The 23,205-nt window shown below is 43.2% G+C and carries 20 protein-coding genes and 4 tRNA genes; 5 read left to right on the top strand and 19 right to left on the bottom strand.

Annotation, left to right across the window (positions count from 1 at the left end):
- Window positions 1-159 precede the first annotated feature (159 nt).
- Window positions 160-1,797, top strand: a complete 1,638-nt coding sequence (locus RDV63_RS11620) for a CTP synthase (protein ID WP_313909657.1) — start codon at window positions 160-162, stop codon at window positions 1,795-1,797.
- Window positions 1,798-1,853: 56 nt separating this feature from the next.
- Window positions 1,854-3,146: a phosphopyruvate hydratase gene (gene eno, locus RDV63_RS11615; protein WP_313909656.1), complete on the top strand. Its 1,293-nt coding sequence runs from the start codon at window positions 1,854-1,856 to the stop codon at window positions 3,144-3,146.
- Window positions 3,147-3,452: 306 nt separating this feature from the next.
- Here eno and ppiC read toward each other — a convergent pair whose 3' ends face one another.
- Genes ppiC through aguB form a run of 3 tightly spaced genes read right to left on the bottom strand, consistent with a single transcriptional unit; the run spans window position 3,453 to window position 5,797 of the window.
- Complete coding sequence (ppiC, locus tag RDV63_RS11610; protein WP_313909655.1) at window positions 3,453-3,731, bottom strand: peptidylprolyl isomerase PpiC; 279 nt, start codon at window positions 3,729-3,731, stop codon at window positions 3,453-3,455.
- Window positions 3,732-3,784: 53 nt separating this feature from the next.
- Window positions 3,785-4,900 carry an agmatine deiminase gene (aguA, locus tag RDV63_RS11605; RefSeq protein ID WP_313909654.1) on the bottom strand — a complete coding sequence of 372 codons (1,116 nt, stop codon included), beginning with the start codon at window positions 4,898-4,900 and terminating at the stop codon, window positions 3,785-3,787.
- Window positions 4,901-5,797, bottom strand: a complete 897-nt coding sequence (gene aguB / locus RDV63_RS11600) for an N-carbamoylputrescine amidase (protein WP_313909653.1) — start codon at window positions 5,795-5,797, stop codon at window positions 4,901-4,903.
- A gap of 170 nt (window positions 5,798-5,967) precedes the next feature.
- Here aguB and RDV63_RS11595 point away from each other — a divergent pair, with 170 nt between their 5' ends.
- On the top strand, window positions 5,968-7,131 hold the full coding sequence (locus RDV63_RS11595) for an FAD-dependent oxidoreductase (protein ID WP_313909652.1): 1,164 nt from the start codon (window positions 5,968-5,970) through the stop codon (window positions 7,129-7,131).
- Window positions 7,132-7,193: 62 nt separating this feature from the next.
- On the opposite strand, the gene RDV63_RS11590 is transcribed toward RDV63_RS11595, so the two are convergent.
- From RDV63_RS11590 to RDV63_RS11560, 7 genes are all read right to left on the bottom strand, one after another.
- A tRNA-Gln gene (locus tag RDV63_RS11590) sits at window positions 7,194-7,268 on the bottom strand.
- 53 nt (window positions 7,269-7,321) lie between these two features.
- Window positions 7,322-7,396, bottom strand: a tRNA-Gln gene (locus tag RDV63_RS11585).
- A 27-nt stretch (window positions 7,397-7,423) separates the two neighbouring features.
- Window positions 7,424-7,508, bottom strand: a tRNA-Leu gene (locus RDV63_RS11580).
- A gap of 18 nt (window positions 7,509-7,526) precedes the next feature.
- Window positions 7,527-7,603: transfer RNA gene (locus RDV63_RS11575), tRNA-Met, on the bottom strand.
- A gap of 257 nt (window positions 7,604-7,860) precedes the next feature.
- Window positions 7,861-8,952 carry a redox-regulated ATPase YchF gene (ychF, locus tag RDV63_RS11570; protein ID WP_313909651.1) on the bottom strand — a complete coding sequence of 364 codons (1,092 nt, stop codon included), beginning with the start codon at window positions 8,950-8,952 and terminating at the stop codon, window positions 7,861-7,863.
- Window positions 8,953-8,994: 42 nt separating this feature from the next.
- Window positions 8,995-9,597, bottom strand: a complete 603-nt coding sequence (gene pth, locus RDV63_RS11565) for an aminoacyl-tRNA hydrolase (protein WP_313909650.1) — start codon at window positions 9,595-9,597, stop codon at window positions 8,995-8,997.
- Window positions 9,597-10,223, bottom strand: a complete 627-nt coding sequence (locus tag RDV63_RS11560) for a 50S ribosomal protein L25/general stress protein Ctc (RefSeq protein ID WP_313909649.1) — start codon at window positions 10,221-10,223, stop codon at window positions 9,597-9,599. Before RDV63_RS11560 ends, pth begins: the two co-directional genes overlap by 1 nt.
- A gap of 336 nt (window positions 10,224-10,559) precedes the next feature.
- Between RDV63_RS11560 and RDV63_RS11555 the strand changes: the two genes are divergently transcribed.
- Entirely contained in the window at window positions 10,560-10,748 is a 189-nt protein-coding gene (locus RDV63_RS11555) for a CsbD family protein (RefSeq protein ID WP_313909648.1), read from the top strand.
- A 604-nt stretch (window positions 10,749-11,352) separates the two neighbouring features.
- Here RDV63_RS11555 and RDV63_RS11550 read toward each other — a convergent pair.
- The 4 genes from RDV63_RS11550 to RDV63_RS11535 all read right to left on the bottom strand — a co-directional run bounded on the left by RDV63_RS11550 (window position 11,353) and on the right by RDV63_RS11535 (window position 14,175).
- Window positions 11,353-12,063 (bottom strand): adenylate/guanylate cyclase domain-containing protein, encoded by a 711-nt coding sequence (locus RDV63_RS11550; protein WP_313909647.1) that lies wholly within the window; start codon window positions 12,061-12,063, stop codon window positions 11,353-11,355.
- On the bottom strand, window positions 12,050-12,541 hold the full coding sequence (locus tag RDV63_RS11545; protein WP_313909646.1) for a Pycsar system effector family protein: 492 nt from the start codon (window positions 12,539-12,541) through the stop codon (window positions 12,050-12,052). Before RDV63_RS11545 ends, RDV63_RS11550 begins: the two co-directional genes overlap by 14 nt.
- A gap of 104 nt (window positions 12,542-12,645) precedes the next feature.
- Window positions 12,646-13,089: a hypothetical protein gene (locus tag RDV63_RS11540; RefSeq protein ID WP_313909645.1), complete on the bottom strand. Its 444-nt coding sequence runs from the start codon at window positions 13,087-13,089 to the stop codon at window positions 12,646-12,648.
- 120 nt (window positions 13,090-13,209) lie between these two features.
- Window positions 13,210-14,175, bottom strand: coding sequence for a hypothetical protein (locus tag RDV63_RS11535; RefSeq protein WP_313909644.1), 966 nt, complete (start codon window positions 14,173-14,175; stop codon window positions 13,210-13,212).
- A 297-nt stretch (window positions 14,176-14,472) separates the two neighbouring features.
- Between RDV63_RS11535 and RDV63_RS11530 the strand changes: the two genes are divergently transcribed.
- Complete coding sequence (locus tag RDV63_RS11530) at window positions 14,473-15,432, top strand: integron integrase (protein ID WP_063100060.1); 960 nt, start codon at window positions 14,473-14,475, stop codon at window positions 15,430-15,432.
- A gap of 216 nt (window positions 15,433-15,648) precedes the next feature.
- On the opposite strand, the gene RDV63_RS11525 is transcribed toward RDV63_RS11530, so the two are convergent.
- The 5 genes from RDV63_RS11525 to gmtY are packed head-to-tail and all read right to left on the bottom strand — an operon-like array spanning window position 15,649 to window position 23,039.
- Window positions 15,649-17,814 (bottom strand): AAA family ATPase, encoded by a 2,166-nt coding sequence (locus tag RDV63_RS11525; RefSeq protein WP_313909643.1) that lies wholly within the window; start codon window positions 17,812-17,814, stop codon window positions 15,649-15,651.
- Window positions 17,811-18,248, bottom strand: coding sequence for a VPA1267 family protein (locus tag RDV63_RS11520; RefSeq protein WP_016807539.1), 438 nt, complete (start codon window positions 18,246-18,248; stop codon window positions 17,811-17,813). The genes RDV63_RS11525 and RDV63_RS11520 overlap by 4 nt, the downstream gene beginning before the upstream one ends.
- Window positions 18,248-18,925, bottom strand: a complete 678-nt coding sequence (gmtX, locus tag RDV63_RS11515; protein WP_096865009.1) for a gamma-mobile-trio protein GmtX — start codon at window positions 18,923-18,925, stop codon at window positions 18,248-18,250. Before gmtX ends, RDV63_RS11520 begins: the two co-directional genes overlap by 1 nt.
- Window positions 18,925-21,582 (bottom strand): integrase family protein, encoded by a 2,658-nt coding sequence (locus RDV63_RS11510; RefSeq protein WP_313909642.1) that lies wholly within the window; start codon window positions 21,580-21,582, stop codon window positions 18,925-18,927. The genes gmtX and RDV63_RS11510 overlap by 1 nt, the downstream gene beginning before the upstream one ends.
- A complete protein-coding gene (gene gmtY, locus RDV63_RS11505; RefSeq protein ID WP_313909641.1) occupies window positions 21,582-23,039 on the bottom strand; it encodes a gamma-mobile-trio recombinase GmtY in 1,458 nt (485 codons plus the stop codon). Before gmtY ends, RDV63_RS11510 begins: the two co-directional genes overlap by 1 nt.
- Between the last annotated feature and the right edge of the window lie 166 nt (window positions 23,040-23,205).

The following is a 23,205-nucleotide window of genomic DNA, read 5'->3' as shown; positions in this document are numbered from 1 at the left end:
CAGCTTTACGTTGAGTGCTTAGCTAGGCTTTGCTATAATTTTCTCCCGTCCTGATACCAATTCTTGATCCATCTTGTCTTCCCTGTGTTAACGCACTGGGAGCTTAGTTTTTTTAAGTATTGGTGTTTATTTATTGTTCAATATTGTCTCAGGGGTCTTATGACTACAAGATATATCTTTGTGACGGGTGGCGTGGTTTCATCGCTCGGTAAAGGCATTGCTGCTGCTTCGTTAGCGGCAATATTAGAAGCTCGCGGTCTAAAGGTCACTATCCTTAAACTCGACCCCTACATCAACGTTGACCCTGGGACTATGAGCCCGATTCAACATGGTGAAGTTTTTGTTACAGAAGATGGCGCAGAGACTGATTTAGACTTAGGCCATTATGAGCGCTTTATTCGCACTAAAATGTCTAAGCTAAATAACTTTACTCAAGGTCGTATTTACGCTGATGTGTTGCGCAGAGAGCGCCGTGGTGACTATCTTGGCGCTACTATTCAGGTTATACCGCATATTACCAATGAAATAAAAGCGCGGGTTGTTGCGGGCGCTGAAGGCTATGATATTGCCATTGTAGAAATTGGCGGTACTGTGGGTGATATTGAATCATTGCCATTTTTAGAGGCTATTCGTCAGCTTGGCACTGAAGTAGGTCGTGAGCGTACTTTGTTTATGCATTTAACCTTAGTGCCGTATTTAGGCACTGCGGGTGAAATTAAAACTAAGCCAACCCAGCACTCTGTTAAAGAGTTACGTTCTATTGGTATTCAGCCTGATATTTTAGTTTGTCGCTCGGACCGACCTATCCCTAATAATGAGCGGGCTAAAATTGCTTTATTTACTAATGTTGAAGAAAAAGCTGTTATTGGCCTAAAAGACGTCTCAAGCATTTATCAAATTCCAGCAATTTTAAAATCGCAAGGTTTAGACGACTTAGTGTGTCGCCGCTTCCATATTGAGGCGCCTGAAGCAGATTTAGCTGAATGGGAACAAGTGTTATATCAAGAGTCAAACCCTAATGGTGAAGTGACTATTGGTTTAGTAGGCAAATATGTTGAATTACCAGATGCTTATAAATCTGTTAATGAAGCCTTAGGTCATGCTGGCTTAAAGAATCGAGTGACAGTTAATATTAAATATATTGACTCGCAAGACTTAGAAAGCAAAGGCGTTGCTATGCTAGCTGGCTTAGACGGTATTCTAGTGCCAGGTGGCTTTGGTGAGCGCGGTGTTGAAGGCAAAATTCTTGCTGCTCAATATGCCCGTGAAAATGATATTCCTTATTTTGGTATTTGTTTGGGTATGCAGGTTGCGCTTATTGAATTTGCGCGCAATGTGGCAGGTATGAAAGATGCTCATTCAACTGAGTTTAACCCAGAAACTGCTTACCCTGTGGTTGGTTTAATTACCGAGTGGCGTGATGCAGACGGTTCAATTGAAGTGCGTACTGATTCTTCAGACTTAGGCGGTACTATGCGCTTAGGTAGCCAAAACTGTAATTTAGTGGCTAACACTAAAGCTTATGAAGTTTATGCTAAAGAAGTTATTCAAGAGCGCCATAGGCACCGTTATGAAGTAAATAACAATTTACGTCCGCAATTAGAAGCTGCCGGCTTAGTGGTTTCAGGGCTTTCAGCAGATAATCAATTAGTTGAAATGATCGAAATCCCAACTCACCCTTGGTTTATTGCAGGGCAGTTCCACCCAGAGTTTAATTCAACTCCGCGGGATGGCCACCCATTATTTCAAGCTTTTGTTGCCGCTGCTTTTAAGTTTCAAAAGTTGCAACGAGTATAATATTGTCTAAGCCGTGTTTATTAACACGGCTTTTTAGTTTTAACAGGAATCTTACCATGTCTGATATCGTAAACATTATCGCTCGTGAAATTATGGACTCACGTGGCAACCCTACTGTAGAAGCTGATGTGTATTTAGCGAGTGGTGTAATGGGCCGTGGTTGTGCACCATCCGGTGCCTCAACCGGCTCGCGAGAAGCGCTTGAATTACGTGATGGTGATAAGAGCCGTTATTTAGGGAAAGGTGTTACTAAAGCCGTAGCAAATATTACAGGCCCAATTTTACAAGCGTTAAAGGGCAAGAGTGCTTATAACCAAGCTGAAATTGATCAGATCATGATTGATTTAGATGGTACTGAAACTAAGAGTAACTTAGGTGCTAACGCTATTTTAGCCGTTTCTTTAGCCGTAGCACGCGCTGCAGCTGCAGATAAAAAGATCCCTTTATATCAACATATCGCAGATTTAAATGGCACCTCAGGCCAGTTTAGTATGCCAGTGCCTATGATGAATATTATCAATGGTGGTGAGCATGCTGATAACAACGTTGATATTCAAGAGTTTATGATCCAGCCTGTGGGTGCTAAAACCTTTGCTGAAGCACTGCGCATGGGCGCGGAAATTTTCCACAGTCTGAAAAAAGAATTACAAAACCGTGGCTTAAATACAGCTGTAGGTGATGAAGGTGGTTTTGCGCCTGATTTAAAATCTAATGAAGATGCCTTAACAGCCATTGTAGCTGCAGTAAATGCAGCAGGTTATGTTATGGATAAAGATATCACGCTAGCTTTAGACTGCGCAGCCACTGAGTTTTACCACGATGGTAAATACGTATTAAGCGGCGAAGATAAGAGCTTTGACTCTTTTGGCTTTAATGACTATTTAGCAGGTTTAACTCAGAAGTATCCTATTGTGTCTATCGAAGACGGTTTAGATGAAAGCGACTGGGATGGCTGGAAAGATTTAACCACTAAGATTGGCGATAAAGTGCAGCTAGTTGGTGATGATTTATTTGTTACTAATACTAAAATTTTAACTCGCGGCATCGAGCAAGGTATTGGTAACTCAATCTTAATTAAATTTAACCAAATTGGCTCATTAACCGAAACCTTAGCCGCTATTAAAATGGCTAAAGATGCTGGTTTCACAGCTGTTATTTCTCACCGTAGCGGTGAAACTGAAGATGCCTTTATTGCTGATTTAGCCGTAGGTACTGCAGCTGGCCAAATTAAAACTGGTTCATTATGCCGCTCTGATCGGGTTGCTAAGTATAACCAATTACTGCGCATTGAGCAGGAATTAGGTAGCAAAGCACCATATAAAGGCCGTAGCGAAATTAAAGGCCAGTAATACTAATACTACTCCTTAAAGCCCTGCATTAGCTTACCGCTAATTCTGGGCTGCAATAGTTAGTTTAGGCTAAAAGCGTTCCTCAATAATTTATGTTAGTCAGCCCACACTTAAAACTTAACACTCAAGTGTATACGGTTCGGTTTACCCACACTAACACGCCGTAAACCCATCCCTGGGGGCTCATTTACGCCCGTCCAGGGCTGCAATGGTTAGTTTAGGGTAAAACCGAACCTCAATAATTTATCTTAAGTTAGTCCACAGTCCAAACTAAACACTCAGCACTCAAAATTCAGCACTAAACATTTAACTGCGATACAAGGTTTTAATTAAATGGTAACCAAATTGGGTTTTAATTGGGCCATGCACCTCTAAAATTGCTTGTTTAAATACAACATCATCAAACGCTTTAACCATTTGGCCTTTTTTAAACTCGCCTAAATCACCGCCTTTTTTGCCTGATGGGCACAGCGAGTGTTGCTTGGCCAGTTTGCCAAAATCAGCACCTTTAGCCAGTTGTTGTTTAAGCTTTTCTGCTTCAGGTTTAGTTTTTACTAAAATATGTATTGCGCAGGCTTTAGACATAATAACTCCTTAAACCTAAAGAAGAAGGGGGAATAATAATTCCCCCTTAGTGATTATTTTGCAGGTTGTTGCTGGGTAATACAGTGGATATTACCGCCACCCAATAATATTTCACGCCCAGGTACGCAAACAACTTTGTGCTCTGGGAATAGCTTTTGTAAAATATCAGCCGCTACTTTATCGTTAGGGTCATCAAAAGTAGGCATGATTAAGCCACCATTACACAAGTAGAAGTTAATGTATGAACCCGCTAAGCGAGTATTGGCTTCACGCGGCTTGGCCATCATAGAGTCATCTACTGTAGCGTACTCATCAGCGGTAGCAATAATAGGCTTAGGCTGTGGTAGCTTGTGGACAATAATTTTACGACCTTTGGCATCAGTGCTGGCTTCTAAGTAATCTAAGGCAGCTTTAGAGCGCGCATATTGCGGATCGTTTTCATCATCTGTCCATGCTAATACCACTTCACCAGGTTTAACAAAACAGGCCATATTATCGATATGATCATCGGTTTCATCATTATAAATACCTTGTTTTAACCAAAGTACTTTTTCAATGCCCAAATAATCACGCATTTGTTGTTCGATTTGTTCACGGCTTAAATCTGGGTTGCGGTTTGCATTTAATAAACACACCTCAGTTGTAAGCAAAGTGCCTTCACCATCAACGTGAATAGCGCCGCCTTCTAACACAAAGTTATCAGTGCGATAGCGGGGCAATTGTTCAATACCTAAAATTTTACTGGCAACTTGGTCGTCTTTATCCCAAGGGAAATATAAGCCGCCATTTAAGCCACCCCAAGCGTTAAAAGCCCAGTCTATGCCGCGCACTTCACCTTTGCCATTAGTGACAAAAGTAGGGCCGGTATCACGGCACCAAGAGTCGTTGTTAGCAATTTCTACAACGCGAATAGCAAATTTGCTGCCGGTATCGGTTAGTTGAGCAACTGCGTTAGCATATTGGTTAGCAGATACGCCTACACTTACTGGTTCAAATTGGGCTATGGCTTTAATAACCGCAACAAAGGCTTGTTGGGCCGGTTTAGCACCTAAACGCCAGCTATCGGTACGCTCGGGCCAGATCAGCCAAGTTTGTTTATGCTCAACCCATTCAGCTGGCATGCTAAAACCATCGGCAGTCGGAGTATTAGATAAGTTACTGTATGCCACTTAGTTATCGCCCTGTGTTTTAGGTTGTTTAGTCACGCCATCTTTAGTGAGTACGGCACCATATAAATCGATACGACGGTCACGGAACACGCCCCAAGCGCGGCGGGTTGCCGCTATAGCGTCTAAATCAAAAGTATGCACTAATACTTCTTCTTCAGTGCGGCCAGCTTCTTGTACTTTTTCGCCTGATTCATCAGCAATAAAAGAGCAGCCGTAAAAGGTAATAGAATAATCGCCTTCAGTTTCAGTACCAATACGGTTTGAGGCAATTAATGGCGTAACGTTTGCTGCAGCATGGCCTTGTTGGGTACGCTGCCAGTGGCCGCTAGAGTTAATAGTGGCATCATGCGGTTCAGTACCAATAGCGGTTGGGTAAAATAATAACTCTGCTCCCATTAATGCCATACTACGGGCACACTCAGGAAACCATTGGTCCCAACAAATACCAACACCAATTTTAGCGTACTGAGTATCAAAGACTTTAAAGCCCGTATCACCTGGAGTGAAGTAATATTTTTCACTATAACCTGGGCCATCTGGAATATGGCTTTTACGATAGACGCCTAAGTTGCTGCCATCCGCATCTAAAATAACCACGCTATTATATAAGCAATGACCAGCGCGCTCATAAATACTAATCGGCAATACAACCTTGAGCTCTTTAGCAATTTTACTAAAGTGCTGTACAGCAGGGTTCTCATCAACAGAAGTTGCAAAGTCTAAATATTCAGGCTTTTGTTTCTGACAAAAATAATTACGTTCAAACAATTCTTGAAGTAGAACAATTTGTGCACCTTTACTAACAGCATCACGCACTAAGCGCTCAGCACGTTGAATGTTTTGGTCAACATCCCAGCCACCAATCATTTGTGTTGCAGCAACAGTTACATTACGCATTAGTTATCTCCAGCAGAAATAAAAGTAATAGGCTAGCACTAGAAGTAGGCTATGCCAAATAGGGCGCGAAAATGCCGTATTTTTGCGCTGTCGTCAAGCTCTATTGTCAAAATTACTGCCTACTGCGTACAATAAGCGATAAAGCAATTAAAACCAGTGAAGTTAAGCTAATGAAATACGATGTAATTGTTGTTGGTGGTGGCATGGTAGGGGCAGCAACAGCCTTAGCCTTGGCAGAGGCGGGTATACAAGTTGCTATTGTTGAGCAGCGCCTGCCTGCGCCTTTTGACCCTAACAGCGAACCAGATTTACGGGTGTCGTCAATAAATCTGGCTAGCGAGGCTTGGTTAAGCAAACTTGGTGCTTGGCAACATTTACAGCAGATGCGGTTATGTCCCTATCAGCGGCTACAGGCTTTTGAGCATCAACACAGCGTAGTGAGCTTTGATGCTAAAGATATTAAACACAGCCACTTGGGGCATATTGTTGAAAATAGATTACTGCAACTGGCTTGTTGGCAGCAGTTTGCCGATAAAGTAAGTCTATATTGCCCAGCGCAGGTTAGCGGCTTACAACAAGAAGCTAGCCAAGCTATAGTGACATTAAATAGTGGTGAAGTATTACAGGCAAAACTAGTGATTGCAGCCGATGGCGCAAACTCACAGTTACGTCAACTTGCCGGAATTGGCACCCATGGCTGGCAGTATCAACAAGCTTGTTTAATTGTTCAAGTTAACACCCCTTATGGCCAACAAGATATTACTTGGCAGCAATTTACAGAACAAGGTCCTAGAGCCTTTTTGCCTTTAATTAATAATCAAGCATCCTTAGTGTGGTATGACAAGGCGGCAAAAGTTAAACAGCTTGCCGCACTAAGTTTAGCTGAATTGCAACCCCTAGTGCAGCAAGCCTTTCCGCAGCAGTTAGGCCAAATAGAAGTAAAGCAAACTGGTTGGTTTCCGTTAGCAAAAATGCAGGTAAATAACTACTTTGAGCAAAGAGTAGTTGTAGTGGGCGATGCGGCTCACACTATTAACCCTTTAGCAGGGCAAGGGGTTAATTTAGGCTTTGCCGACGCTAAATTGTTAACTGAACTAATTATTACGGCTTATAACCAAGCTGGTGATATAGCGGCAACTGAATTATTAGCTAATTATCAACGTAAGCGCCGTCTAGCTAATACTATTATGATGGCTGCTATGGATACGTTTTATCTTGGTTTTAGCCAGAAAATACCGCTGGTGCGCAAATTGCGCCAGTTAGCTATGAAGGCTGCGAGTAAGAGTGGTGAGTTGAAAAATATAGTTACTAGATATGCGGTAGGTTTAAGTTAAAGCGTTAGGTTTTATTTAAGCTAAAAACAGAAAACCCAGCAAAAGCTGGGTTTAGTATCTAATGGCAGGGGCGGCTGGATTCGAACCAACGCATGACGGGATCAAAACCCGTTGCCTTACCGCTTGGCTACGCCCCTGCAAAACAGGGTGTGTAATAATCGTTTAAAAAAACCATTAACACTGAAATTAATGGCAGGGGCGGCTGGATTCGAACCAACGCATGACGGGATCAAAACCCGTTGCCTTACCGCTTGGCTACGCCCCTGCAGTACTTGTGTGCAACCACTTAGAGTGGTGCGGAAGGAGAGACTCGAACTCTCACGCCTCGCGGCGCTGGAACCTAAATCCAGTGCGTCTACCAATTTCGCCACTTCCGCATGCACAGGTAAAGTAAGTGGTGGCTACAGCGGGAATCGAACCTGCGACCCCAGCATTATGAGTGCTGTGCTCTAACCAGCTGAGCTATGTAGCCTTACAAACTTCACCTAAGCAAGTGGCGCGTATTATCCTGAACTGACAGCATAGCGTCAACCGTTTTTTTAAGTTTAAATTCTTTTATTAGCTCGTTTGCTGAATTAATACGCAAAACGCCGATTTGCTAGCCAAAACAAAGCCATTATCAAACGGCTAATCAGTTAGTTTAATAAAATTAAACATAGTTTTTTTATAGGTCAAAATAAAAAACCGGTGCTTGCACCGGTTTTTGTTTGTCATATTTTAAGAAAAACGTTAGACGTTAAAACGGAAATGCATGACATCGCCATCTTTAACAATGTAATCTTTACCTTCTAAGCGCCATTTGCCTGCTTCTTTAGCGCCGGCTTCACCTTTGAACTGGACAAAGTCTTCATAACCTACCACTTCTGCACGAATAAAGCCTTTTTCAAAATCTGTATGAATAACACCAGCTGCTTGCGGGGCTGTAGAGCCAATAGTCACAGTCCAAGCCCGTACTTCTTTAACACCTGCTGTAAAGTAAGTATGTAAGCTTAGTAATGAATAGCCACCACGAATGACGCGATTAAGGCCTGGTTCCTCTAAGCCCATATCAGCCATAAACTCGGCACGCTCATCGTCATCTAGTTCAGCAATTTCAGACTCAATGGCAGCACAAACTGGGACAACTATAGCGCCTTCTTTGTCAGCAATAGCTTGCACGACATCTAAATAAGGATTGTTTTCAAAACCGTCCTCGGTAACGTTGGCGATATACATAGTTGGCTTAAGGGTTAAGAAGTTCATATAAGCTATTAAAGCTAATTCATCCTTGTCTAACTCTAACTGACGTAAAGTTTCGCCTTTTTCTAAGTGTGCTTTTATTTTTTCTAACACTAAGGTTTCAGCTTTAGCGTCTTTATCACCACCTTTAGCTTTTTTGCTAACGCGGAAAATAGCCCGCTCAGCGCTGTCCATATCAGCTAGCACTAATTCCATATTAATGGTTTCAATGTCATCGGCTGGATCAATTTTATTAGCAACGTGAATGATATTATCATCATCAAAACAGCGTACTACATGGCCAATAGCATCCGTTTCACGAATGTTCGCTAAAAACTTATTACCTAAGCCTTCACCACGTGAAGCGCCTTTGACTAAACCGGCGATATCGACAAACTCCATAGTAGTAGGTAGCACCCGTTGTGGTTTAACTATTTCAGCCAGTTTATCTAAACGTAAGTCAGGCACTGGCACTACGCCAGTATTTGGTTCAATAGTACAGAACGGGAAGTTTGCAGCTTCAATACCGGCCTTGGTTAACGCGTTAAAGAGAGTAGATTTACCAACATTAGGTAAGCCAACTATGCCACATTTAAAACCCATAAGATGTTCCTTTGCGTGCTTAAGATAGGGAGCCGGCTGAGTTTAGCTGGCTGTAAAACTATGTAAGCGGTTTTGTGCTTTAACTAGACCGTCGCGCGCTAAAATATCAAAACAACTAACAGCTTCATCAATACAGCTTTCAATTAGTTGTTGTTCAGACTGAGGCGCTTTGCCAAGCACATAACCGGTTACGCGATCTTTATGTCCTGGGTGACCTATGCCTATACGTAATCGGCAAAAATTAGCATTATTACTAAATTTAGCAATAATATCACGCAAACCATTATGGCCAGCGTGTCCACCGCCAAATTTAAATTTTGCACTACCTGGCGCTAAAGCCATTTCGTCGTGGGCAACCAGTATTTGTTCAGGAGTGAGCTTGTAAAACTGTGTCATTGCTAACACCGCTTTACCGCTTAAATTCATGTAAGTTGCTGGGATCAGCAATTTATATTCTTGGCCTGCGCAAATAAATTTACCAGTATGGCCAAAAAATTTAGGTTCGCTTTTTAAATTAACATTAAAAGCGCGTGCTAATTGAGAAACAAACCAGACACCAGCATTATGCCGGGTCTGGCTATATTCAGGGCCTGGATTACCCAAGCCCACAATCAACTGCACAGCTGACTGAGTATTAACCGACATTACTCAGGCGTATCAGTTTCTTCTTCACTATCTTCTTCGCTGTCTTCAACAGCTTTGCCGCCTGGCTTATTCACAGAAACGATAGCTAGGTCATGACCTTCGCCTTTCGTTAATTGAGTAAAGGTAACACCTTTAGGCGCTTTAATTTCAGATAAGTGAATAGTAGTACCTACTTCCATTTCACTGATGTCAACTTCGATAGCATCTGGTAAGTCTTTAGGCAAACAAGAAATTTCGATTTCGTTAGCACCACGAACAACAACACCACCTTTCTTAACTGCCGCTTCTTCATTGATTAAATGAATGGCAAGAATAGATTTTAATTCATGACCAGCTTCAACGCGTTGAAAGTCAACGTGCATGATTTTTGGCTTAAACGGGTGACGTTGCATTGCTTTAACGATAGCTTTAACTTTTTCTTTACCAACAACTAAAGTGATAATTTGTGAGTAAAAAGCTTCATCAGTTTGGGCTTTTAATAATTTAGAGTGCTCTATGGATATTGAAAGCGCATCTTTACTACCACCGTAGATGATAGCTGGAACTTTGTCTTCGTGACGCAGGCGGCGGCTCGCACCTTTCCCCGAGTCAGTACGGACTTCTGCATTTAAAGTTAAATCAGACATTGTATACTCCAAAAATTAGTGTGTCCCAAGACTTGCGACCAGTCTCAGGTTGGATGCCCTATATTTAGGGGCGCGACATATTACCACTGGCTAGAGGAAGCTGCAAATGAAAATACACAGCATCAATCATGCCTAGTATGCATATATTGCAAGTGTGTGAGTAAGTTTTACCTTTTATGTAAAATTTAAAAGGATGTTATTAGTAAGATTTAATTCAACGTGTTGATTTTTAATGATTTTTAAAGTTGGAGTGGCTTTTGCATTATCTTAAGTGACGGGCATTCTTGGGTTTGACCAAGCATTGCTTTTTCTAACTACTCGACCAGGAGATATTCTATGAATAGTGATATTGCAGAAGGTAAGTGGAAACAAATGACAGGCTCTATTAAAGAAAAATGGGGCAAGTTAACTGATGACGATTTGCAGCAAGTGGATGGCAGAATAGATAAATTTTGCGGTAAAATGCAAGAGCATTACGGCATGTCACGCGAACAAGCTGAGCAAGAGTTTAATCGAATGCGTTAGCCCATATTAGGGTTAAAAAAAAACCACACCCTATTTCGAGTATATAGTAAAAACAGTGTCTATTCGCGTGTGAGTGAGTGACAGGGCTTTACATATAAGGTCAGCGGCTTTTATTTCAAACGTACATACTGTGTATAATGGTATGTACGTTTTTTATTTGCGCCGAGTCCTTCGGCGGTAACCATTCATCCATGAATTTTTGTTCAGTGTTTAATTGCACCTTGTGAGTGCGACTTGTTCCAACAAGTCGGGAGAGATAGGAGTTTACGTCATTGGTTTAGCAGGACGGGGATAGTTGTTTGCGGCAAGTACAGAGTTGTCGCCGCATCCATGCGGCTTTGACAGTTCAGTTGTTCACTCATTGATTCACCTTCTTGATTAATTGCACTTAATTTACCACCACATTGCAACCGCTCCTTACCACGTGTTGCAAATTAATCGCACCACAACTTTCACGGAAAGTACCACTTCGTCGGATCTCGGCTTTGTGCCAATTGCAGACATTCCAACTTTAAGGCTGTAAAGTCCGCTTTTAGGTGTTAGCAGAACGCCTGAATTAAGCCGCGCGGCGAAGCGGCGTCGGTTTGAATGAATTGTTAGCCGCTTACGGCTTCCAATGCCAGCTGGAACGATAGATATACAGGGCCTCGCCCAGGAAGTTCCATGTGCGCCTCTCCCACATTAGTTTGTTCTCGGTTCCACCATACTTTGACTCATCATTGAGCATGTTGAAAACAGCAGCGGTAATAAACGAGCTATGAGGGTGCTCACGAAGATCACTCATTTTGGCCGCAAGGTTTGGTGCGCGTCCAATCCAGATGAGGTCGTTGGTGCCACGAACTCCGCCCCGTACGGCGAGGACTGTTCCGGTATCAACACCAACGCCGTGTCTGATATTGAATGAGGCGTTTCGTACAGATTCGTAGTTCGACTCGAACTTCTCCCGTATCTTATCAACCGCCCATTTTATCTGTAATGCGCACTTTGCAGCGGAACTATTTTTTGCATCTCCATAGAATACGCCCATGACGCGATCACCATCAAAGCTAACGATCTTGCCTCCGTGAGCAACTATTAGCTTAGACGCGCAATAAAGAAAAGATTTTATGATCTTAGCAGCGATACGCCTGTCAATCTCTTTGACCATTTTTGATGAATCAGCTAGGTCTGCATAGAGAAAAGTTGCTTCAATCTCAACAGCGCCGCCAGCGAGCGCAACTTCGTCCGTCGAAGGAATTTTCCGACCATCTCTCTTATCCCACGCTGTGGAGATAAACGTCTGGATGTCTCGCGTAAGGTCGTCAGACAGAGCCATCTGTCATCCCATAAAACTGATAGATGGCAAAAGCCCACGGCAGCGTCGCGATGAGCATAGAAGCCATTCCACGCTTCACCCAAGAGAACTTCGTTGAAGCAATCTGAGCATTGATATGGCATTGCTGAACGAGGTCATCTTGCAAATCGCCGCTCTGTGCTGCCTTAACGGCAGCTCGAAATTGGGAAAGATCCCTAGACACGATTCCCCCAAAGAATGTTAGAGAGCCCTTGGTACCGTCAGTTCGTGGGAACGAAGCGCAGGCACAGAAGACTATGCTCAAGCCGAGGAAGAAGATCGCGAAAGCGGTTGGAATACCTGCCATTAGGGTCCATTGGCTTGGTTGTGGGGCGTACACAGCTAAAGCACCTAGCATGGCTGTCGACAGCGGCAACACCAAAGAAAGGCGTGAGTCGGCGGAGGCGATCCAGCCAAGCTGCTTGTCTAGGATGTACTGAAGTTGTTCTGTTTCTAGCATAGGAAACTTCTCAATGAGTGGCTAACGCCAAAATTTAGCGCGGAAAGCCGCGCAGCGGGTTGACGTCGCATCCAGCGCTTTTTGCTGGCGATAATATTTGATTGTTATGTGCCTGATTTTAAAGCAGTACTATGCTCAATACTGCCAACAATAAAACAAACGCCAACGTACAACCAAACAGTGCTAGCAACTATTTGCCAAATATCGACACCGGTTGCTGTAGCAAATGCTGGAATACTAATTAATCCTCGCAAAGTACAAAGTAACGCGATGGTAATTAAAGCAGGTTTAACCAATGGAACCTTGCGTATTAAACCAACGGCTGAAAAAGCAAACACCGTACACGCCAGCATTAAACCTGCAACAATTATGGTACCGACAGGTGCAAGCAAAGTACCTTGTTGAGCTGAGTCTATGATTTGCTTAGGCGCTCGTGCAAAAGCAAACCAGCTTGGCCCGCCCCAAATACAAAGTAAATGCCATATAGCTGCAGCCGATGCAATAACGCCACCACTAATTAATAGTTTTGATTTAACACTAAAACTCAATACGAGCTCCATTCTGCTTTAGCACATAACGCAAAGCTTTGGGGCGGCTGGAGCGCAGCGTAAGCCGTCCCAGCAGCGATAGCTGCGACAACAGCGCCTTGTTATGCGCCGTGCCGGTTATTACTCAATACCTTTTATACCTAGAGTTTGGTAGAGGTACTTATATTTTAATTTATTAGGTGTATTAAATTTATAGCTCCAAATTGCATCGCTTAAATGTAAGTAATTGGAAATAGGTATTGTCTGCGAACCAGTCACATATTTATTTAAAAACTCAGAGAAATCAACGTCTGTAGTTTTTTTAACACTGTTTGATATGTCTTCAATATTATAGAGTTTCCTATTTCTAGGATAATTTTTATACATATATGCCATTACATCATCAAGACTCTTTTTTCCATCCGTTTTAGAGCGAATCTCTTGATCTAAGATCATAGCCACAACCCAGCCACCATGATAAATGAGAAAGTAATTATCAAACTTAGTTTTGTTGCTCTTTCCTGCGTCTCTCATTGATATTTGACCTAATCCTTTTGATGCCGAGTAATATCCAATTGGAAAAGCTGCTATTGAAATTGCTTGTTCCGCTGATATTAAGCCAAGTTGGGCAGCGGCTTTAAATGAATAATATTCTGCGAAGCCTTCGTTAAACCAATGCTCACTACCATCTTCGTATCTAATTGATTCAGCACTCCATAAATGAAAAATTTCATGAAGCAAAAGGGTTTTCCAGTTACCGTAGCCAAACATATCCCCATTTGACCAGGTCAAAATAATTAATTGGGGATCCGCTTCGCCTCCTAAATAATTGCCCTGTTTAACTTTGATAGAAATCTCAGAGTATTCGTTTCCAGCAAGGTCTCTTGGCAAGCCACCAAATAATTTTGAAAAGAGCGAAAAGGCCGAAGATACAAGCTCATTTATCTCAGACTCTTTTTCAATAGAAGTGCGATCTAAGAATTGATAATTAATCTTTACATTTTCAAGCTCGACGCTTTTTTCAGATAATTCGCTGGCTTCAACCGATGATAAAGAAGGTAAAAAAACGAACATGCTTGAAAATATTAGAATGTATTTAAAGAACATAAACTTCCTTGTTTCTGATGTGGCGCATAACAGTTATTATGTAGACCTCTCAGTAACATCCGAAAGGCAAAACAAATTTATACCTATGAGTTTACTGAAAATCAATAACTTAAGAAGCTAGTTAAGGACTTAATTTACTTTTAATTTACGACATTACTGAGACTTCTCAGTAATGCCTCCACCCCAAAACGGGGTAATATTATTAATATCAATGCCTTATCTTGATTTAGCATCCTTATCATCAGGTGTTACTGAGAAGTCTCAGTAACACACTCGATAATCAACAAAGGAGCTTACATGACTCGTTCACCTTTCCTTGAAAGCATCAGACAGGTTATGCGAACCAAGCATTACTCAATTCAGACTGAAAAAACCTATTTACTTTGGATAAAACGCTTCATTTTGTTTAACAAAAAACAGCATCCTAAGAACATGGGGGAACAAGAGGTAACTAATTTTTTGACATATTTAGCCGTAAACCGACAAGTTACGGCGTCTACTCAAAACTTGGCGCTTTGCGCTATCGTCTTCATGTATAAACATATACTTCAGAGAGAACTTACTTTACTACCTGATACGATAAAAGCACGCGCACCTAAACGGGTTCCATCCGTCTTATCTCATAACGAAGCAATGAGTATCATCAATCAGCTATCCGGTAGCTATAAACTGATGTTTTCGCTTTTATATGGTTGTGGGCTAAGGAAAGCAGAACTATTAATGCTAAGAGTTAAAGATATCGATTTTGAGTCAAGGAATGTCTATGTATTTCGTGGCAAAGGCGGTAAAGATCGAGTCACGATGTTACCTGAAAAGCTTGTTGAACCCCTTAAATTGCATATTGAAAAGGTTCGTGATCTTCATGAAAAGGATCTTTGCGAAGGTGAGGGTAAAACAAGTCTCCCGCCAGGGCTCGCTCGAAAATACCCTTACGCAATTTCTGATTTTAAGTGGCAATTTATATTCCCATCATCTGTCAGGTGTAAGCATCCAGTGGATGGATATGTTTGCCGCCATCACTTGCATTGGACGTCCCTAACAAAGAAATTAAGGAGCGCTGTTATACGGTCAGGTGTTCAGAAACACGTTACCGCACACACATTCAGGCACTCTTTCGCAACGCAGCTTTTAAAAGCGGGAACAGACATTCGTACAGTTCAAGAGCTGTTAGGGCATACGGATTTGAAGACAACTCAAATATATACACATGTCATCGGTCAACATTCATCAGGGACAATTAGCCCTATAGACCGATAATTTCGTTTTAAATAAACTGGGCTTCATGTCCGGTTTTGCGGTAAAAGCGGTCATTCGCATGCGGATTGTGTTGAGGTGCTGAATCTCTGCTTTTCGCTCATAGCTGACGATCAATTAATTGTATGACTGCTGAAGCTGGTGGTTACATGAAAGTGCAACGGGTTGTAAGCCGCGATTGTTCGTGGTGATAAATTTGGGTGATGTTTTGCAGCTTTGCTAATTTTGGTGTAGTAGTTCACTCAAGTAGCTATTTCGCTTATGTGAGTTACTGTGGGCATCTGTAATACCCCTTAGTTCATCCGAGCTACCAACTATATGGATCTCAACCTCGGCTCTGGTAATCGCGGTATACAGCCACGCTCTATCAACGATTTTGCCTTTCTGTAGTGCAATAATGATTCTAGGAAACTGCGAGCCTTGAGCTTTATGAAGGGTTATTGCATAACCCAACTCCATGCAATCGAGCACGGACTGTGTGACCTCAACTTTATCCCCCGTATCCAGCGTTACTTCACCATAAGTTTCACCGGATGAGTCAATGCTGGTAAGCGTACCAAGAGAGCCGTTTTGAATGCCTTTATCATAGTGGTTTTGCGTAAATAGAATCGCATCATTCAATCTGAGGTTTTGAAAGAATCTCTCACCGTGCATTTCAAACTCAAGCCTTTTACCGCTTGGGTTAACAGCCTCTTGGGTTAGTTTATTAATTTCAGCAACGAGTGCCTTGGTCGGTGCCATGACGCGACTATTTTCAGGTGATTGCTGATACAACTCACAACAGGCTTGACCAATGTCGCTCTTTGCCGTTTCGTGGAAGTGAATAGCCCCCGTACTTAGTTTTTCAGGCACGATACCTTGATTAATGAGCTTGGAGTATTCAGGAATACCCGTTGAGCCTTTCTGACGCTTAACGATATCTAGCATAGTATTAGCAATGGCTTTAGATAGAACGATATCAGCCAAAACCTTGCCGCACCCTATAGGTGGTAACTGGTCAGGGTCGCCAGTAAAGATAATACGAACCGATGGGTGAATATGGTTGACCAGGCGATACATGGTTGGCAAGTCAATCATACTGGCTTCATCTATTACCAGTAAATGCTTTGGCTGGTCTGAACTTGGCTCAATAGGCTCTCTACGTAATAACTTAGCGATAGTTGAGGTGATAAAGCCAATTGACTCATGCAAGCGCATAGCGGCTCTGCCACTCAGCGCGACCGCATGTATTTCAAATCCCATTTGATGGTAGGCTCGAAGTGCGGTTCTAAGGACTGTGGTTTTACCTGTGCCAGCTCCGCCCGTAATACAGCTCACGGCGTTATCCAAACACGTTGTCACTGCTTCAATCTGTTTCTTGGTTAGCTCGTATGGTAATTCATCAACCGAAGAGCAATATGCAGAATTTGCAACTTCGTCATAAAGGTTGTTTTGATTAGCTAGTGCTTTAAGTCGTTTGGCAACGACATTTTCCATCAACAACTGGGCGGTTGGATGATAAGAGCCAGTGTCAGGGTTTAGGATGTATTGCGCTTTGTTGTGACCAGCTTTAAACGCTTCCGTCACCAGTTCCTTATCTTTGAGTAATTTGGTTAGGTATGGGCGTAAACATGCTTGAGTTGTATAGGTGTGGCCTTTCTCAATCTCTTTGCGAATCGCGGTTTCAAGTGCGGCACTTAGTCTGCGGTGATCACAAGCTGTGATCTTAAACTGGTCAAAATTAACCAGTTTATCGACATCCGTAAACGACATTCCAAACCCAATAAGGACATACGGATTTTGTTTAATAGCCTCAATGGACTCTTCTCCATGATGCTTCAATAAGCGCTGCTGAATACTTGCTGGTATCTTGTGTTCGGTCATCCAGTTGCAGTAGGCCAGATTCTTATATTTGGCGTAACCCTCAAATAACGCATTGATAGAATCTTCACTCAGGACACTTCTAAGGCGATCTCTTGATTCATGAGTGTCTTTTCTAACCGTTGGGTGAAAATCCTTTCCTAACAGTTCCCAGAGTGCTCTAGCTTTACTTTCACCGATACCTTTGAAATCACTTTCTCTGGCAATAAAGCGAATAAGCTGTTCACCCGTTTCTGGCAGGCTGCATTCGATGTGCTCTGGTGATTCATAGGTATGCTGCTGCATCACGAAATCACCTGTTTCTACTTCCTCTACCAAACGAGTTCCCTTCACTGACCAGTGCTGGCCGAGGGCTGGTTGAACGGGGATGGCATCTGGATCAGCTTTGATGGTGACGTAATACTTGCCGCTATTGGTTTTGTGTGAGTTTTTTTTCAGTGGCACGCCACTGAATATCACCATTTTGGTAGAGCTGTAAGGAATGCTCGTGACACGCATTTGGTCTTGATGGAGTGTAAATTTCATCGTGGCATAAACCCCATTTCTGACAAGGTTTCATTCAGTTCGCCAAACCGCTCCAGTTTACCTTCCAGCTCTTTAACTTTGGCTTTTAGCTCAATGTTTTCAGCTTCTAAGGTCGATACTCGTTTTGAGTCGAGCAGCTTGCGATTAGCCGTGTTGTCGTATTGCTTTGGTTTGTCGGTATTGTTCCTTGCAGATTCGGTCAGTGGCGGGAGTATACCTTTATCACGCAGTTTGTCTTCTAATGCCTTGAGCGCTTTTCTAAGCGTAGGATTTTGGTTAAGGGCAGACTTACCGCAACCAACCCCTTTTGCTACTTCGATGCGGTTGAGCTTGCCTTTAAAGGCGATTTGCTTAAAGTCATCATCAGTTTGAGTGGCTTGCCATACTTCAAATGCTTCGAGGTTTTGCTGCGCTCTTTGCTGACCGTTCGCCATTAATCATCTACCTCACCTAACAACTTGCGTAGACCTGTCGCAAAGCCTCTAGGGAATATTTCTGTGTTGTATTCCATGTCTTTTACTTGGCCTGCTTGTGTGGTTTGCCAGTTATGTTTTTCCATACATTCGTCAGAGATAGCGTAGGCTAAGGCTTTCTTCTCAGATTCGGTCAAGATGCCAGATAGTGAAGGCAAGACTTCAACACTCGGCTCTGCGCTTGCATCAAACTGACGTACAGGACGCTTATCAATGGTAATATTCGCGTGCTGTTTTAGCAGATTAACCTCTTTGCGATAACGGTTGCGCTCGGCAATAATCTGACCAAACAAAGCCCGTACCGCAGGGTCTGGAATACGCTCAAGTAGCTTGTTATCCTGTGGAACAGACTTAGAGCGTGAGGTTGGCGATAACGGCTTTTTGGTGGTTGTTTTGCACTTTGCTGCCCATGCTTCAATCAAGGTGCGGTAGTGCTTGTTTTTGGTTGCTCGTAACGCTTCGTAACCTGGGCCACCCTCTGCTGCTGATACTCGCCCCATTTGTGCAATGGAGAAATCACGCTGCCCCGATCCTGCATAGGCTTTCAGGATGTCGTTAAGCTTATCTAGGTTTTTTTGGGTTCTTGGCACTTTGTCGTCTTTTAGGTCAGCCAAGATGATATCAATATTAATGTCCATTAACCCTCCAAGAGCGCAGGTTGGGTGAGATTTTCTAGGTGCAAGGCTTTACCAGTGAGCGCACTCATGCCTGCACTAAATAGTTTGTTTTCTTCAAGGTACTCACCTGCCTCAATGTAGTTGGCGACTTTGCGGTAGCCCTCTAATTTGTCATGAGGGTCTGCTATTTTTGCCATGTGACGAAGCATGGCATTAGCAGCAATGAGTTGCTGCTTTTCATCCATTTCCAAGAAGATAGGTTCAAAACCCTTTTTCATCAGCATGCGACTGAGTTCAATGGAGCGCTTTTGAATGGCGGGCGTTTTACGAAGTTCATCCTGCAAGTCAGGGAAGAATTCGGCATCGTCACATAGCAAGGAGAGGTGTAAGAGCTCTGAGTCGGTTTCGATAAACCTCAAGGCATGGCTAATATCTTGTTCATTCCCTACTGCAATCAATTTATCTTTGGTGTCGTCATCGCTTCGGGCTACCTCGACGCGAATGATTTTGCTGATTAGCTCGAAGCACGCTATCCAGTCTTTGGTGTATTCATCGGCCTCTACTTGTTGCTTTTCATAGCGGCGCTGTAGAACCTGCATGTCATTATGTTTGGTATAAGGCGTACCTTGCTCTTCACAGAAGAACTGCTCGTCTTTGAGTGCTTCTAGCTCACCCTCGATTTCAACCGATAGGTTAGCCGCTTGGTGCGCCTTGTAACTAAGTTGATTAAACTGCGCGTTAAGCGCCGGCAGGTATCGCGCCTCGGTAATAAACCAACGGCAACGAATGCAGTTTTCAGGGCCATGCGGTACGCTGTCATAGATGCGCTGAGCGGCAGAACTTGAATCTTTAATCAACTCACCGCCGTTCCAGCACCCGCCCAGCGTACTGACTTCATCGGATTTTACGGTGTTGCCTCCGACCAAACATAAGCCAGCTGAACGCTCCTCCCAGCCGATGGGATTACGGTTAACTAATGCCGCCTGAATGCTGTCTTCTTTGTGGTAGACCATTTTGCATTGAATTTGCGCTAGTGACGCATCTTTGAGGAAATTACGCACTGATTGCTTGGCTTTACCCTCAAGCTCCCCCTCGGCTTCACTCATTTTTTCCGCCATCACGGACGGGGTGATTTTGTTGTAGTAGATGGTCATTAGGATACGTGAGTGTCCTGCCAGTAGTTTGGATATGACAGGTAGTGGCAATTGGGTATCCATCGTGTAGCATGTTATCAAGGATACGCGCAAGCTGTGCAGGGGGTGATTCGTGGCAATCTTAGCGCTTTCTGGAGTGCCTTCTGGGTAATCCACAACCAGTTTAAGTCGCTCTCCATTATCAAGCGTATTACCTTGCTCAGCGAGCTGGTTTTCCAATTCCAGTAACAATTGATACCAGAAAGGTTTCATCGCATCGGCATGTATCGGTTTGTATTTATCATCACCGTTTGCTGATGCATCCCGAAAGAGAAAGGCGATTTCACCCATGCTTTCTAACTGGGTTTGTGACTTCTGCTTCTTAGTATGTTTAGTTAACAGCGTGGTGCAGTCTGTCGGTTTCGCTATAGGGTTATATTTTTCCTGCCAGTTACGCAGTTTTTCCAGCCAATATAATACTTCCTCATTCTGCCAAGGAATAATGTAACCCCGCTCAAGTTCGTCTTTATTTTGGTCAGCGGTTTTGTTGGTGTTGATATACAAACCTGTGGAGTGCTGGCCTGTCATGGTGTCATGGATACGGCGAAAGATGCCTTTACCAAAAGGGCGTTTTTCACTACCGAGCGCAAAGTCATGCTTGTCATTGAGCTTCCAATGACCGCTTTCATAACGCCACGTATCCGCTTCACCACTGTCTAACATACGCACTTGATAGGTGCGCAGTGGCAGATGCAGCTTCATAAATATAACCATCGCTTTGACAGGTGACCAGATTTGGTGGAGGGTGATTCTTTTACCATCTCTAGTCACTTCTTTGGTGCGCCACACGCAATCGGGGTCGGTTTTGTCAATCAAGTCAGGCTCTACTTCAAACCAATCGCCACCCTGTTTGCCTTGCCCTGTCTGCTCTTTAGCCCATGCCCAATGCTTGAAATGTCGGTAGTGATAGCTAGGCAGTAACGACTCGCCTCGTGGTAGGTTTTGCTCAATCACCGTCAGTTCCGCTTTATCTGGCAATGGACACAAAATTTGGCGCAGGTCTTGGATGTAACGATACGGAAGTGGGTTACGCACGGTTTCAGTGTGTGAGCGCTGGACCTTAATTTTGCTCAGCGGATTGCGAACCAGTGGCATTAAGTTGCCGCTATCATCTTCTTCAGATAGATGATGTTCAATGACGTAATTAATGAAGTCACAGGAGTGGTTGATAGATTTTGATACATTGCCGGGGTCGTTAATAGTTTTTCTCACAGTAGCTTCTAGCTCTTCAGTGGAGCAGATATGACCATTGTACCCCTTGAAAAATAGACCAATGTCAGTTGCATAGGGAGCGCACTCCAACAAGTAGGACTCAAAAAAACGGCTCAACGCGTAAAGCTTGTGGCCAACCCCCGCATGCTGTGTCGCCATCCACTCAGCGGCTAATTCCTGCCATTGCTGCCACTCAGGGCCAAGGGTGGTGAGCATCCATTTAAACGTTAAGTCCGATGAGCGCCCGTCATGTTTCTTGACTTTTTTTGCCATTATTTACCTCGTAATTTCGGATGCTTGCCTGTGAAATAGCCTTGCGGGTCAATATCGTCAAAACCGTGCTCGACCAACTCTTTCCAATCTAGCGATTTTACTTTGGACTCAGGATTTGCCAGTTGTAGCGTGGCCTTGTTGAGTTCATCGGAGATTTCCTGCTGCCCTTTACCTGTGTAGGGAACTTGAGACTCCAGTGATTTATGGTGCATACATCGTCGTATCACCAACGGGTTAAGTCCTGAACGCTCTAAGCGTCTGCCATAGCTATGACGATGACCGTGCGGGTTTAACCCTTCCGATTTGTTTGGCTCTAAGCCAATGCGCCTTAATCCCGCCGCATAGCTTTGGTGAAACGCATTCAAAGTGTATGGGTTTCCAAGGGCGCTGTGATGGAATGAAATGAACGCATAGGGGTGATGGCAGTCAATACTGGCTCGATATTTTTGGTAACTCTTCCACAGTGACATAAAAACCTTGCCATAATCCGTTGGAAACCACTGAACTTGTATGTAGTTATCTCGATGGTCTACAACTCTTGTTTTCCAGCCAACGTATGCCGTGCCTTTCATTCGTTTGCGTGGTATACGAGCGTATTTTTCTTGTAAATAGGCTTCTCTGGTTTTTGTCCCTGAGCGACTACGCCAACCTTCGGGTGCTTTACCATCGACTTCGTTGTAAATTCGAACTATCGCTTTTTCAGGGTCATACGGATCTTCAAATACATCAGTCACCCACAGCATAATAGCTTCGCTTTCACGCAAACCGCCACCGTGCATCAAGAGCAGCATAAGCTTATCTCTCAACGCAACTCGTGGATCTTTTGCTCCGCCAATACCATCTTTATAGAATGATTCCCAATGCTTATCTGGGAATGCTAAAGCATCGTCTTCGGCTTTCGTCAATGGAGTACGTCCTTTCATTGTGCGAGCTTTACGGATGGTTTTGTTAACGGTTTTATCTTCAATATGTCCAAGGAAGTCATTTTGGTTTTTTCGATACCAAGCAGCGTAATTAAGGCGTTGCTCATGAGGTGTGGCATCTCGCAAAGGGTTCATTGGCTCTGCGCCATGCTTGTTAGCCAGCCAATCAGTAAATGCCGTTAATCGATGAATATGTTTATTGACGTTATCAGTTGAGCTTGGCACCCAGTACAAGCCAGAGGGATCTAAACCATCTTCACCGATGGTGCCTGTGTAAAGACGCTTAGCAAAGGTTTGGAATAGCATTTTAGGATCTTCAAATAATCCTTTGTTGGCTTCCATGTAATCCAAGAGCAAAGAAGTGGCTTGTATAAAACCATTCATTAAAGCATTACTAGCACCATCAGCTTCCATCTTTAGCAAGTAATCGGTAACTGAACCAACTTCACCTTGTTCGGTGATCAAGATGGGGAGCTGACTTTTAATGCCAGTATTATCTTCTACGATAGTTGCTTTGACTTTAACCGATGACAAGGTTCATTCCTTTATACACGTTAAACATACAATACACTATAATTCTAAAGAGTTTATTGTCAAATAAAAAGGCAGATTTCTCTGCCTTAATACACAATATACATAGTTCAAGGTACTATATATAATGTAATAGGTGTGGTTTTGATATATTAGTGTTATGTAGATA

Source organism: Rheinheimera sp. MMS21-TC3 (assembly GCF_032229285.1).
Lineage (GTDB): Bacteria > Pseudomonadota > Gammaproteobacteria > Enterobacterales > Alteromonadaceae > Alishewanella.
The sequence above is the reverse complement of the archived record's forward strand: the minus strand, read 5'-3'. Positions and strand labels throughout refer to the sequence as shown.